Source organism: Paenibacillus agaridevorans, assembly GCF_018604145.1.
GTDB classification, from domain to species: Bacteria; Bacillota; Bacilli; order Paenibacillales; family Paenibacillaceae; genus Pristimantibacillus; species Pristimantibacillus agaridevorans.
On record NZ_CP075889.1, the window covers coordinates 190994 to 205807 of the forward strand.

Annotated in this window: 7 protein-coding genes; 5 read left to right on the top strand and 2 right to left on the bottom strand. The window is 47.2% G+C overall.

Features of this window, described 5'->3' with window-relative positions:
* The first annotated feature begins 7 nt into the window (after positions 1-7).
* The 3 genes from KJW29_RS00820 to KJW29_RS00830 all read left to right on the top strand — a co-directional run bounded on the left by KJW29_RS00820 (position 8) and on the right by KJW29_RS00830 (position 8328).
* On the top strand, positions 8-4603 hold the full coding sequence (locus KJW29_RS00820; protein WP_214628381.1) for a LamG domain-containing protein: 4596 nt from the start codon (positions 8-10) through the stop codon (positions 4601-4603).
* A 91-nt stretch (positions 4604-4694) separates the two neighbouring features.
* Complete coding sequence (locus tag KJW29_RS00825) at positions 4695-7352, top strand: glycoside hydrolase family 38 N-terminal domain-containing protein (protein WP_246608783.1); 2658 nt, start codon at positions 4695-4697, stop codon at positions 7350-7352.
* Positions 7353-7374: 22 nt separating this feature from the next.
* Entirely contained in the window at positions 7375-8328 is a 954-nt protein-coding gene (locus tag KJW29_RS00830) for a carbon-nitrogen hydrolase family protein (protein ID WP_214628383.1), read from the top strand.
* Positions 8329-8552: 224 nt separating this feature from the next.
* Here KJW29_RS00830 and KJW29_RS00835 read toward each other — a convergent pair whose 3' ends face one another.
* On the bottom strand, positions 8553-9983 hold the full coding sequence (locus KJW29_RS00835) for an extracellular solute-binding protein (RefSeq protein WP_214628384.1): 1431 nt from the start codon (positions 9981-9983) through the stop codon (positions 8553-8555).
* Positions 9984-10160: 177 nt separating this feature from the next.
* Here KJW29_RS00835 and KJW29_RS00840 point away from each other — a divergent pair, with 177 nt between their 5' ends.
* Positions 10161-11723 carry a sensor domain-containing diguanylate cyclase gene (locus tag KJW29_RS00840; protein WP_214628385.1) on the top strand — a complete coding sequence of 521 codons (1563 nt, stop codon included), beginning with the start codon at positions 10161-10163 and terminating at the stop codon, positions 11721-11723.
* A 93-nt stretch (positions 11724-11816) separates the two neighbouring features.
* On the top strand, positions 11817-13427 hold the full coding sequence (locus tag KJW29_RS00845) for an S-layer homology domain-containing protein (RefSeq protein WP_214628386.1): 1611 nt from the start codon (positions 11817-11819) through the stop codon (positions 13425-13427).
* 102 nt (positions 13428-13529) lie between these two features.
* Here KJW29_RS00845 and KJW29_RS00850 read toward each other — a convergent pair whose 3' ends face one another.
* A complete protein-coding gene (locus KJW29_RS00850; protein WP_214628387.1) occupies positions 13530-14720 on the bottom strand; it encodes a coenzyme F420-0:L-glutamate ligase in 1191 nt (396 codons plus the stop codon).
* Positions 14721-14814: the final 94 nt, after the last annotated feature.

Sequence of the window (14814 nt, forward strand, 5' to 3'; positions counted from 1 at the left end):
TGTTTATATGGTAAATAGTGCAATAAGAGGATTTGTGTTAGTTATACTGGTTTATTTTCTTGCGGCACTGCTGTTTGCTAGAGATACGTATGCGGCTAATAGCATCCAAAATCCTGGTTTCGAGAGTAGTCTGACTGGCTGGAGCTTCTCGAACGGGGGGACGTCTGGCGCTTATACGATTGATCCGGCTTCTCCCTATGCAGGAACGAAATCGCTCAAGCTCACGGCGCCTGGCGGATCGGATACAGCCAAAGTTACGCAAAGTGCGATCAGCGTCAACGCCGCCAAGTTCTATGCGTTTTCCGTCTATTACAAGACCTCAAGCATGTCAGGAACACCCTATTTGAAAATAAATTGGTATGACAGCTCCTCGGCACTGTTGTCAAGCCGCACATTTAATTTGCCGAAGACCCAAGCAGCATGGGGCTTGCATGCAGTAGCGATTGCCGATAATAAGGTTGGCCTGCCGCAAGCGCCTAATCTGGCTGTTCAGGCAAGCCTGGAGCTCGGAGTATCAGGAGGAACGGGGACCGTCTGGTTCGATGAAGTCCGGATGGAGCAGATGCTTCTGGATGCAGCCGGAGATCCGATTACAGTCACGAATATTGTGGATATCAACGAGCCGTTCGATCCGGACGGAACGTCAGACGCTTACTTCATATCCGACCCGGCCAAAGATTTCTGGGATCTGATTCCCCCGACGACATTGAGTTCGCCGCCAAGCTCGGTATGGACGAATGAGCTTATTCAGCAGTATTTTTTTGGAATCGATACGCGAGTATTTACGGCACCTAGGATCGGACCGATTATCGTTGATCGGGATGCGAACATCGAGACCGTGGGCACGACGATCGGACAGCTTGCTCCGGAGAGCGGCAAGTTGGTGAAGGCGGGAGATATAACCTTCCAGCCATTCGTCAAGAAATGGACGACAAGCGGCGACTATTATGTTAGAAAGCTTTCGGATAATTTGTATGGCGAATATTTCCCAGCTTACGCTTTGACCGAATTTCCTTCGAAGACCGAGCCGCTGTATGAACGCATGCTGGAGCTGCTTGATGCTACGGTAAATTCCCAATGGGATGTGTTAGGGAACAACAACTTCACCCAAACGTATTATCCGTCGGAATTTGTTCAGACGAAGAAATATTACGGAGGCTTCGATTTCAATCACGATGTGCCCTGGACAGACGCGACCGGGTATACATGGGATGCACATGAAACCGATCATCATGCTGTTGCCGAGCTGGCTGCTTCACTGATCCGGGGTTATGAATACTCAGGTGATTCCGATTATTTGGACGCCGCACGCAAGTTCGTCTACAATCAGATTCCGCGTTATGGCTTCCATAAAGGGACATGGAACGGGAATGTCTATTACATGACGGAGTACAACCCGAGCGGAGCCTCGGTCAATCCGATCGATGATGCGGTTGACAATGCCCAAGGCTTTGTAGCACTGGCTAGTGCAATGGTAGCTTATTATGATACGGGATCAGGCTACAAGGAGGAATTGTTGGAATATGCGCGCGGCTTGCTCTGGTACATGGCGCGCGAGTTCGCTACGGACGGTAGATGGTACTACTATGGCGCGGAATATAGCAACAATTACGAGTGGGTGACTTACGATCTGCCCACGATTATGAGCGTTGTTCAAACGATCCCCTACTTGGTCAAAGCGGGTATGGATGTTAGCGATCTGGTAGCTGAATTTATGCCGGCCATCCGTTGGTACTTCGGCAATTACGAATACTACCATTCCATTAATAGAGTCCGCTCCTACAAAACATTCGAGGGGACACTAGCGGCCAATGAAAATGTGGATTTCGTCATTTATGCCCAATCCACAACACAAAATGCGTCAGGCCTGCGTTTCCATGATACGCTGCCTGAGCAGTTTAATGTGCCAGGCACGCTGCAGCTGCGTATTTCCAAGCTTGTGCCTCCGAATGTTTCGCAAAATGACTGGACGATCAGCAACAGCTATGATTCGGTCTATACAGTAACGCCAGCGCAGTTGGAGAGCGGAATCAATCTGCCTTTCAACCTGAATACAGGGGAGTTCGCAAGAATCTCCTACACATTAACGGCAGCGAGCTCCTTCAACTCCAGTGAGCTGCGTGTACCTAATTCGAAGTTGGTGTTATGGAATTCAAGCGGTGTGAACCAGGAGATGTTGGGTGGCAGTGCTAAGGTTCTTGTTGGGGATTGGACGAAAGTAAGAGCATCGAACTTCTTTCAAATCCCTGCCCAAATAGCGTTCCCTTTTGCAACGGAGACCAATGTAGGTATTGTAGTCAGCGCTGCGCCTTTAGCGACGGCTTACAGCGACTCTGCTTGGGGAACGTCTACAGGGAGTTCTTATATTTATCATTTTGATGCCTTGATGTCGCCTGCGGCATCGTCAGGCAAAGGGAGCTCACCAGTTGATTCCCCGCCATCCTCTAATGGAGCAGTGATATATTTCGCAACAAGTACGAACGATTTCTTTGAAATTGATTTGCCGCAAACAAGAAGCAGTGCTGACTTCGACATCTACCTGGATGTATTGAAGGCCCCTTATGCAGGCATCTACCAAATGTCCATAGACGGTCAGGCACAAGGAGAAGTCATTGACGGCTATGGAACGGGCGTCTCAACCGTATATTTGGGTCGCAAGGTATTATCCAGCCGGACGCATACGGTACGCTTCGATATTGTGGACAAAAACCCGTCCGCCACTAATTATTATGTTAATGTGCTTAAGCTCACATTAGTTCCGCATACGTCGAATCCAGCTTCTTCGAGTACGAAGGCTACGCTTCATTTTGATGAAATTATCGGTACGAGTGCAACCGACAGTTCTATCTACAGCAACACAGGCACTTTGCAGGGGAATGCCTCGTTCGTGACATCAAAGTTCGGGGGAGCGGCGAGAGTCAGTACGGGTACCGGTTATGTGAAGGTAAATGACAGCAGCAGTCTCGATCTAACGACTGCGATGACGGCAGAAGCATGGGTGAACTGGGACGGCTCAGGATCAGGCGACAAATATATGTTTCATAAAGGAACTGCCTACGGCTTCGGTCTTCTCTCTACGAATAAGCCGTTCGCAACCGTATACGTAGGCGGATCATGGCGTACGATCTCCTCGCCAGACACCATTGCCGCTAATGAGTGGCATCATATTGCCATGACATATTCTTCCGTGAACGGGATAAAGCTGTATGTGGATGGTGTGGAGAAAGCGAGCGCTGCCAATGTGACCGGATCGATAAACACGAGCACGGGGAGCTTGAATATCGGCCGCGATGCGCATGGATGGGGCAGCAACTTCAGCGGTTTTATCGATGAAGCGAGAGTGTCCAAAGTAGTTCGCTCCAACTTCAACTTGAACAGTGCGTATGCAGCGAATGCAGATACAGTGCTGCTGCTGCATCTCGATGAAACGTCGGGCACGAATGCGGACGATGCGTCCTCGTCAGCCAATGACGGCACGCTGCAGGGCGATGCAAGCTGGAGCAGCTCCAGGGTGGGCAATGCAGTCAAAGTCAACACGGGAACAGGTTATGTGTATGTCAACGATAACAATAGTCTGGATATTACCGATCAACTGTCCATTGATTTGATGTTTAATTGGGACGGGACAGGGACGGGCGACAAGTATATTGTGCAAAAAGGGAATGCCTACGGACTTGGCATCCAGTCCAACAATAAACCGTTCATAACCGTTTATATCGATGGCAGCTGGAGGACTGTGGGCGGCGATTCAGCCATCACGGCAGGCGAGTGGCATCATATGACGATGACTTATCGTCGATTGAGCGCCACCACTGGCGAGCTGTCATTGTCGGTGGACGGCAGTTCATACAAAAGCGTGATTATCACGGGACTTGCAACGGGTTACATCAATAGCAGCTCCGTCCAACTGTCGATTGGTCGCGACTCTTCCGGCTGGGGACTGAACTTCCCAGGGTTTATTGATGAGCTGAACATTTTCAATGCCGGCAAGCTGGTCTCCAATCAGGTGCTCAACCTGAAGCTGGATGAAGGAACGGGCATCACGGCATCAGACAGCGCATGGTTCGGCAACAATGGGACGCTGCAAGGAGATGCTTCGTGGCAGACCGCACCTAATACGCAAGCTGTTAAGGTCGGCGGTACAACCGGTTATATATCGGTAAATGACAGCACTAGCCTGGATCTGGACAATGTGATCACCATGCAAGCATATTTCATGTGGGATGGTGTGAATACCGGGAACCAGTATATCATCCAGAAGGGTGATGCCTACGGTCTTGGAGTAGGCTCAGACGGCAAGCCTTATGCCACTGTATATGTAAATGGAGCATGGAGGACCGTATATTCCGATATCGCAATCGTACCTAATCGCTGGTATCATATCGGGATGTATTATACCTCGACCTACAGAGTTATGCGGCTGTATCTGGATAAAACGCATTACTGGGATTACACGATGCCGACTGGTTTGGGCAACTACCAGATTAACAAAAGCGCGCTCCCCTTAAACATAGGCAGGGATGCGAACGGCTGGGGGCTCTCTTTCAGCGGTATGATTGATGAAGTGAAGCTGAACAGGGATCAACTGAACATTGCCTGGTAAGACACAGGCAACATTGAGCGGCTGGGGGTATGGAAGCATGCCCTTTGGCCGCAATTCTTTGTATAATGGGAGGCTATAAACAGTGAAGTCGATGACATTATACTATTATTCCGGTACGCATTGGGACAGGGAATGGTATCAATCGTTTCAAGGATTCCGCTATCGATTGGTGCCCATGATGAATGAATTGATTGAGGTGCTGGAATCGCAGCCTGACTTCGCGGTATTCCATCTGGACGGTCAAACGATTGTGCTGGAGGATTTCCTGGAGATCGAGCCGGGCAAACGCGGACGGTTGCAAAGGCTAATTCAGGACAGGCGCATCATTATCGGCCCTTGGTATGTGATGCCTGATGAATATTTGTTGTCCGGAGAAAGCTTGATTCGCAATTTGATGAAAGGCATTCATATTAGCCGTGCGTGGGGTACAGAAGCCTGGAAGTACGGGTACTTATGCGATATTTTTGGTCATATTGCCCAAATGCCGCAAATTTTCAACGGCTTCGGCATTTCGCATGCCGCAATCGGAAGAGGAGTCAACGATCATGCCGTTCCTGCCCATTTCTTATGGAGATCGCCTGACGGGAGCGAATGCATCACGTTCAAACTTCAAGATGAAGGTTTATATGGGGCTTTTCTTGTAGCGCTTAATGATGCGGATAGCAAGAAGCTGACAGGAGAAGAGAGGGAGTCGTTTCTAAAGGAGCGTATTGATTACGAGCTGAACAGGAGCTCTTTTCCCGTTCATCTGTTGATGGATAGCTGTGACCACGGGCATGTACGCAAGGATACGAACGAAGTGCTGGCTATGCTGGAACGATTATATCCGGAAGCCGAGCTCAAGCATGTCAATATCGAACAAATGGGCGCTCAGATGGAGCAATATCGGGAGCAAATGGCTGTTAGAACGGGAGAATTAAACGAGCCGACAAAGAAGAAGGGCTTCAACCGTCTTCTGCCCAACATTTTATCCAGCTATTATCCCCTCAAGCAGGCCAATGATCAATGTCAGACGCTGCTGGAGAAGTGGGTCGAGCCTCTGACGGCTTTGGCTTCGCTAAAAGGGTACTCGATCCAGAAAACTTACTTGGACCTGGCCTGGAAATATTTGCTTCAGAATCATCCGCATGATTCAATCTGTGGCTGCTCGATTGATCAGGTGCATCGGGATATGCGCTACCGCTTCGACCAGTCTGCTGGCATATCCGACCAGTTAATCCGTGATGTTATGGATCAGGAAGCGAATAAGTACGTTTCTTCAGAGGGCAGTTGGCGCAAGGTTGTGAGCATATGGAATCCGCTTCCGTTTGCCAGGCGGACAGCTGTTACGGTCGATATTGATTTGGATATAAAATATCCGTTCACTAATGAAGTTCATTATGGTTACGAGGTGAAGAACAGCTTCAAGCTGTATAGCCATCTTGGGGAAGAAATTCCATACGGGCTGGTCAGCATGCGGAAAAACTGGAAGCATCGAGCGTTCAACCGGAATGTCGGGGAGTTTAATCGACATACTGTAACGTTCGTGGCAGACTTGCCTGCACTGGGTTATGCTGAATACGATGTAGTTCCTTTCGTAGGTACATGCCGTTACATGGAAGTCATGTCTCGTCATGAGCGTGAAGTGGAGAATGAGCATTTGAAGCTGACCATTGGTCACGACGGAACGATCAGCATCTACAACAAGGGCAACGGACAGCGCTATGAGCATCTATTAAGCTATCTGGACGACGGAGAGATCGGGGACGGGTATAATCACGCTAATCCCGTAGAGGATCGATTGATTTCGAGCTATGGTGCTCCCTGCATAATGGAGCGGATTGAGAATGGACCGGCTCGAACTGTTTTCCAGATTACTCATACGATTACGGTTCCTTCGCGCATGGAGCAGCTTCCGTACGGTTTTGTCCGTTCATCGGATAACGCGGTTCTTACAATCCGCTCCAAAATCGGCTTGTCCCAGGGGGCTTCCTACGTTGATGTTGAAACGACGGTGATCAACAACGTCCGTGATCACAGGCTTCGGGTAGCTTTGCCGACAGGCTGTCAGTCAGATACCTACTTCGTGAACCAGCCATATGCATTCGTGGAACGCAAGACAGGTGTGGATACAAGCACTCAGGACTGGAAGGAATGTGCGGTAGTAGAGAAGCAGATGGGCGGGATTGTAGGAAAACGGGGAGAAGATGGAATTGGATTGGCGTTCGTCTCTGCTTACGGATTGCATGAGTGTGCCGCCCCGGATGATGAGTATGGGAATATCCATGTAACTTTGCTGCGTTCCTTCAGTAGGACAGTGGAGTCGAATGGGGAAGAAGGCGGGCAATTGATTGGCGAGCTGAGCTACAAGTACGCGATTGCCCCTCTTGATGCGCATACCTGTTATGCCGATCTAGTGCGTTTGCAGGAAACGCTCCAAGCAGGAGTTCGTACCTGGACCGCTGCCATAGGCGATGAGTACAAGCTTGCAGCACCGGCCAGCCAATTTCAAATATCGGAATCGAATATTTGCTTAAGCGCATTGAAACGGCCCGAGAATGGGAATGAGAACGAGATCATCGTTCGCTGTTGTAATATGTCCTCCGACAACTCAACAGCTCGTTTTTATTCCAGTCATGAGGTTAGAAACGTGATCAAGGTGAATTTGAATGAGGAAGGCAGCGAGGCTTTGAAGCATGAGAAGGACGGATTCGATATTGAGCTAAAGGCATGGGAATTGCAGACGTATCGCATACAATTCATGGCATAGAGAGAGTGAGTGAGGCGGGAAAATGGCGAAAAAAGTAAGGATAAGCGCGCTGAGCGCACATTACGGGACGATCAGAGAGGGAGGGAGCGGAGGGTGGCTGCATGCGATTGACGACATGAAGCAGCATTTATCCAACGTCATCAGTCAGGTGCTGCCTGATCAACCGGATTTGATCGTACTGCCTGAGTGCTGCGATATGCCCGCCAACTACTCAGCGGAGCAGCGAAAGCAGTTTTATCGGGAGCGCGGGGACTCCATCTTGCATTTCATGGCTGGCATCGCGTCCGACAACAGCTGTCATATTGCTTATCCCTCTATGCGGGAAGCGGCTGAGGGCACGTGGTTCAATTCTGTTCAACTCCTGGGGCGCAGCGGCGAAGTTCTCGGAGTGTATAACAAAAATCACGCCGTCATCTCCGAGATAATGGACGATGGCGTACGATGCGGGATAGAAGCTCCGATTATCGAATGTGATTTCGGTCGGGTTGGTTTTGCGATTTGCTTTGATTTGAATTTCGATCAACTGCGTATGCAGTATGTTCGCGACAAGCCCGATCTTATCGTGTTTCCGTCCATGTTCCATGGCGGGCTGATGCAGCAGTATTGGGCTTATTCTTGCCGGGCGCATTTTGTAGGGGCGATTGCAGGGGGATTGCCTAGCGCGATTCTGTCTCCTGTTGGGAATACAATCGCTCAGACTTCGAGTTATTATGCTTATACTAGCGCGACCGTCAATCTGGATTGCGCAGTCATTCATCTGGATGGGCACCAAGCGAAGCTGAAGGCGATGCGTCAGAAATACGGGTCCAACGTAACCATAACCGATCCGAGTTATTTGGGCTCCGTCCTATTGGCGAGTGAAACAGATGAGGTCACGATGCAGGATTTATTGACTGAATACGATTTCAAACTACTGGACGATTACATGACGGAGTCTCTATCGTTCCATAACAATCCTTCCTACAGGGAGAAATAGATCAGATAAACCAAACGCAGTTCATCAGGCTGTCTGGAGTGTTAACAGGCTCTCGGATGGTCTTTTTTATATCTGGTGATTAGCCCCTCCGCTAAACAAAAAAGTGAAGATCCAGCCCCTCGGATTTAGCGGAAACATCCTGCCTATCGTTCGTATTTAGCAAATCGAAACGAAACATCGCATAAACGCCCAGCAATAACACCGCTGTTGCGGCGATTCCGATTTTATTCCTCCGTATAGCCCCCCCCCTTTGCCGATGGCGAATTCAATAACTCTTCGACCTGACGGCATAACGTCTCTTCGTCAATGAACTCGGACCAATATTGCTTTAGAATCGTTTTTAAAGTGAAAAACGAATGTAAAGGCAAATTCAAATCCCGATTCATCCGAAAAGCGGAGATCGTCTCGCGGAACAAATCGTAGCGCGAAGGTCGATTTAGACTGTTGGCATCCTCCAAAGTCTCCTCAGCGACCGGCTTCAACGCGGGCAGGCTGATGGTTTGATTTCGCAAAATACGCTGCGCCCGCGCCGAAGCCAGATAGTCGCTGAAAGCGGCGGCGGCTTGAGGTTGCTTGGAATTCCGGTTTACCGCCACGCCAATGACGTTTAGAAGCGTTCGCGGCTCGAACAAATAAGGGACGGGGGAGATATCATACTGGATATCCAAATCTTTGAAATCGTTTAGCGACGTATAGGTGGTCAAAATCATTGATACCTTTCCTTGAAGGAACAGCTCGTTGACATCGTCGTTGCTTTCGGACAAATAACGAGGGAAAACCACTCGATTATTAATCAATTCTTTGCAGAGCCGAATACTTTCTAGCAGAGGAGTGCCATGCAGACGGAATGCGCCCGGCTGTTTCATCGCAAAGTCCATGCAGCTTTGCAGCAAAAAGACGGGCCAGCGATTATCCGACAGCAGATAGAAATAAAAACCGTGCCGCTGGCCAGGGACAGCAAGCGTATGGGCATGCTGTATAATATCTTGCCAGGTCCAGCTGCCGTCGGGTTCAGGCACGTTGGCTTCCTGGAAGTGCGTGCGATGATAGGCCAGCACTAACGGAGAAAAGACGATAGGCTGAGCCAAAAGCGTTTGTCCCCGGGTGAAGGCCCTCTGAGTAAAACGGTATGTATGGGTTTGCGGAACGAGAGGCTGCAGCATGTCGATGTCGTCGTTTTCCTCCAAATGCTGAAAGTCGAGATTGTTAATCGTGCACACATCCAGCAGCCCGCTGTTCATATAATCTTTGACGGTGCCCAAATAATTGGACACCGATTGCAAGGGCAGCGCCTTGACCCGGATTGTCGGATGCAGCTTGCGGAAGTCTTCGATGAGCAAGGGCAGCGCAAAATCCCGCTCGATAGAAGAGCTGTAGCCAAATGATATCGACTGAAAGAAGCCAGGCAATTGCTCCGTAACTCGGCTGCCAACCCGGTCCACTTTGACGATCAAACCTTCCTCAACCAGAGCGTCGAGTCCTTTTCGAGCCGACTTGTTGCTTAGCTGAAATAGTTTTGTGAGCTTAAGCTCGGAGGGCAGCAAATCGCCGGGCGCGTACACCCCGTTTAATATATCGGAACGCAAATGATCGATCATATTTTGCAGTCGAAGCTGATAATTTTTCCGTCCTGGTTTGGGCTGATCGCGATTCATTTTTCATCATCCTTTAGTTTGTTCTCAATCTCCGTCAATCTACTGTATATCATACAACAAATGTTATTTAATGTGCATCAACATCGAGGTGGGGGGAATATACGGGGGAGTGGCTCTTTTTCGTCTGTGAGTATGATATATTTGTTCTAGATATGAAAAAGGAGATAGGTCACATCCATGAAGCTCTCGTTAAAGTATTTAATTTTATCAGCGGCACTGCTTTCCATGATTTTCACTCTATTTAGCAGCATCTCATCGGGTTATCGGATCAGCCAGCAAACACTTATCGAAAACACTCTGGAAACTAACCGGGTTTACGCACAAAAACTGGCCAATACAACGGATGTTTTTTTTAACATGACTCTACAAACCTTGGAACTAAGCTCCAAGGACATTTCGTCATACATGAAAGGAGATCATTATTCCAAGACGAAGCTTCTTCAAGAGGCTGATCGTTTGAAAAAGCAAACAAACACGTTTAACTCTGTTGTGATTGTAGCTGCCGACGGCGAAATTCTCGCGACGTCACCGCAAACGCTGGATGTAGTTGGGAAGCTTCTGGATTCTACGGGCGGACAGGAAGCTTTAAAAGGGAAGCGACCGCTTATATCGAAGCCCTATTTATCCATAACCGGGCGTTTGATTATTTTCATCTCGCATCCGATCGTAGATGAAGATGGGGAATATCTTGGTTTAGTTGGCGGCAGCTTGTATTTAAAAGAAGCCAATATTTTGAACATGATATTAGGGGAGCACTTCTACAATGATGGATCTTATGTATACGTTGTAGACGAAGACGGTCGTATTATTTATCATCAAATGCCAAATCGGATCAATGAGCTGGTGTCGCATAACCCAGTCGTGCGGAAACTTATGAACAAAGAAAGCGGAGTTGCCCGCGTCTTAAACACACAAGGCGTTGATATGCTTGCAGGATATGCCTATGTTCCATCTGTTGGATGGGGGATTGTATCTCAGCGGCCAGCGGCAGCTTCATTAGCCCCCACCTCGGACATGATGAATGGAATGATTGTTAAATCAATTCCGTATTTATTGATTTCTTTAATACTTCTTTCATATATATCCAAGCTGATTGCTCAACCCTTACAAAAACTAGCGCATTTTACGGAGTCAAGCACGGAAAATAATCAAGAGAATAGTATGCAAAAAGTTAGTACTTGGTATTATGAAGCCATACAATTAAAAAAAGCCCTTACCTATAGTCTTGGTTTTTTCCATGATAGAGTCGACTATTTTACTTACCAGTCTAAAACAGATCCCTTGACGAAGCTTGCAAATCGACGGACATTAGATGAACAAACTCAGAAGTGGTCGGAGGATGGGGTGGCATTTTCCGTCATTCTATTAGATGTTGATCATTTTAAGAGGGTTAATGATACCTATGGCCATTCTAAAGGTGACGAAGTTTTGATATTTCTAGCTCAAAAAATGAAGGAAGTATCAAGAGAAAAGGATATTTGTTGCCGCTATGGCGGCGAGGAGTTTGTGTTGCTTCTCCATGACAGGAGTGGCGCTGAAGCGTATCAAGTTGCCGAGAAGCTACGAATGCTAGTAGAAAGCACCGTGAGTCCATGTGGTGACACCATTACTATATCGGCCGGCATTGCAGCTTATCCGGCTAGCGCGACTCATCTTGCTCATTTATTCGAATTGGCTGACCAATACTTATATGAAGCGAAAAATACCGGAAGAAACAAAAGTGTTTTCAAACAACCGTAACGCTTGTTTGCCATTATTTTAGCGATGACTACGATCTTAATATTTGGTATGCTTCGAGAATTGAGATAGGGAGAGGAGCATTCCAAAAAATCCATGCTGGGTAGATTAGCAATAACGACATTTATTGTCGTTTTTTTAGCAAGCGGCGCATTTCAGGCAGCAACAGCTAATAAAGTTCTGCCTTTTGATGATATTAGTACTAGCTACGCACAAAATGAAATCATAAATTTATTTAACAAAAAGATGATGACAGGTACATCGAAAACTAGTTTTTCGCCTACCAGGTCCATTACTAGAGCTGAATTTATTACCGTATTGGATCGTTTGTTGGGGCTTAATCCAGTTGGAAGTCCCCTAACATCTTTTACTGATGTAGCGCTGGACGATTGGTATTATGGCTGGATACAGGCTGCTGTTCAACTAGAACTAGCTAATGGCATAACGGCTACATCCTTTGCTCCAAAGAGGGCGGTAACGAGGCAAGAGGCTGCAGTTTGGGTAGCAAGAGCTTTGAAACAGAACGGGGAAAGCTCGATTGGCCTCTGTACAACTTTTAAGGATGGTAAAGAAATTGCAGACTGGGCAAGCGCCTCCGTTGCGGCGGTCCATAAAGCAGGATTAATGAAAGGAGATAATAAGGGGAAGTTCAGACCTTCGGAGCCCATAACAAGACAGGAAACAGCCGTGCTTATCGATCGAGTGTTACAAAATAAGAGCTGGGCTGCGGAGCTTAAGGCGTTGCCGGAAAAAAGAATCGTTATCGGATGGCAGTATGGCCAGTCAAGGGAACAATATCAGAGCCATATTTTGAAATCGAATGTAAACACGCTATCACCTCGCTGGTATTTCGTAGGGGAAACAGGTGACTTGTCCGATTCTACTGACACGAAGCTTATTGCATGGGCGAAGCAGAATGACAAGCAGATTTGGGCAATGGTTGGCAATCGATCCGATCAATGGGCTACCCACCTTATGTTGTCTGATTCTACAGTAAGAAATAAAGTTGTTGAGCAATTATCGGAAATCGTGAAGCGTTACGACCTGGAAGGACTTAATATTGATTTCGAAAACGTCGCCCCAAAGGATCGCGAATTACTTACGACATTCATTACTTCTTTAGCGGAGCAGCTGCATACGCTTGGGGCAGTGCTCTCCATTGATGTGTCTCCCGATCTTGGCACGGATTGGACGGAAGCATTCGACTATGCCGCGCTTGGCGAACAAGCGGATTATGTCGTGATGATGGGATACGATGAGCATTATGGGGGAAGCTTATATCCAGGCTCGAATGCTTCGTTGCCGTATGACGAACATGCCATTGATACACTCCTTAAGGTCGTACCTAGCGAAAAGGTAATTCTCGCTTTCCCTTTCTATAACCGGGATTGGACCTTAAATGAGAATGGCACCGTTTCATCTTCCGAATTTATTACCCTTACCGAACAAAATCGGAAGATCAATACCTACGCGCTTAAACCCGTATGGAATGAAGCAATGGGGCAATATGTGGCTAGCTATATGAAGCAGTCTTTGAAGCATACGATCTGGTTCGAGGATGCTCGTTCCCTAATAACCAAATATCGCCTGGCCGTAGACAAAAAATTAGCCGGGGTAGCTTATTGGTATATTGGCGGTGAAAGCGAGGATGTATGGGCAAGCTTAAGCAACGCGGAGACCTATTATGATTATTCGTTCTCAAAGTAAGGTGAGCTCCGCATCGGGTTAAAAACAGGATAGGGTGCCCTGGCCAAATGAATGGCTTTGGGACACCCTCTTTATTTGGGATTGTTCAATAACGCTATGTATTTATTTCGTATAGTTATCGAAATAACCTTGAATAAAGACGATAGGCGTACCTTTATCTCCACTTCCGGAAGTTAAATCGGATAAGGAACCAATAAGATCGGTAAGCTTGCGAGGTGTAGTGCCCTGCGCTTCCATTGAACCTGTAAGATCCGAATTTTTATTGTTAATGTATTGCGATATAGCATCTTTCAGTTCCTGGCCTCGTAGATCAGCAAAATGATTATCGGCAAGATATTTTAACTTCACTTCATTAGGGGTTCCGTCCAGTCCTGCTGTATAGGCGGGCGATACAACAGGATCAGCAAGCTCCCATATTTTGCCTACGGGATCTTTGAAGGCGCCATCTCCATAAACCATGACTTCCAAGTTTTTTCCAGTTACTGCTTTGAGCCTCTGTTGTATGGCATCAACTACAGGCTGGCAATTACGCGGGAAAAGCTTCACGCTGCTTTCTGTCGATTTATTTGAGCCAAGCAAACCATAAGCTTCGTTATATCCGCTGCCATCGATAGACTCAGACAGTATATTGTCGAGGCTATAAACGTTGACTCCGCCATTTGCTTTTAGTATTCTCTTTGTCCTGAATCTTGTATGTATATCACAAGCTAGAACATGTTTGGTGTATTTCAAAATGGTCTTTGGATTATTGGAGAAAATAACCTCACATTCCACGCCAAATGCTTCAACTAATGATTTATAATAATCGATATAATCAACACCGGTAAACGTATGCTTATTAAATCCAAAATAATCGCGGAATTGTTTTTCGGTCAAAACATCTGTCCATGGATTAACTCCCTTTTCATCAAGCATGTCAATATCAACTAAGTGATTGCCAACCTCATCAGATGGATAGCTTAGCATTAAAACAATTTTCTTAGCGCCCTTTGCAATCCCGCTGAGACAGTTCGCAAATCGATTGCGGCTTAAGATCGGGAATATGACCCCCACAGTCTCTTCTCCAAATTTTGAACGAACATCTTTGGCAATATTGTCGATAGTCGCATAATTGCCTTGCGCACGAGCAACAATGGACTCGGTAATGGTAACGATATCTTTATCATTTATTGTGAACCCTTCGGCTTCGGAAGCTTTCACCACACTTTCTACAACGATTTCCTCTATATTGTCCCCCTGATTTATGATAGGGCAACGTAGTCCTCTAACGACGGTTCCAACCATTCTTTCCACATGAATCGCTCCTTACAACAATATAAAGTTTAGTTATGTTGTGCATCTCACTGTACTATACATGTGTTTATTGGTAGAAGTAAAATGATTATTC

Bases quoted from the DNA above. Each gene is read 5' to 3' on its own strand.
- KJW29_RS00820 (WP_214628381.1), top strand. From the start codon at position 8: ATGGTAAATAGTGCAATAAGAGGATTTGTGTTAGTTATACTGGTTTAT.
- KJW29_RS00825 (WP_246608783.1), top strand. From the start codon at position 4,695: ATGACATTATACTATTATTCCGGTACGCATTGGGACAGGGAATGGTAT.
- KJW29_RS00830 (WP_214628383.1), top strand. From the start codon at position 7,375: ATGGCGAAAAAAGTAAGGATAAGCGCGCTGAGCGCACATTACGGGACG.
- KJW29_RS00835 (WP_214628384.1), bottom strand. From the start codon at position 9,983: ATGAATCGCGATCAGCCCAAACCAGGACGGAAAAATTATCAGCTTCGA.
- KJW29_RS00840 (WP_214628385.1), top strand. From the start codon at position 10,161: ATGAAGCTCTCGTTAAAGTATTTAATTTTATCAGCGGCACTGCTTTCC.
- KJW29_RS00845 (WP_214628386.1), top strand. From the start codon at position 11,817: ATGCTGGGTAGATTAGCAATAACGACATTTATTGTCGTTTTTTTAGCA.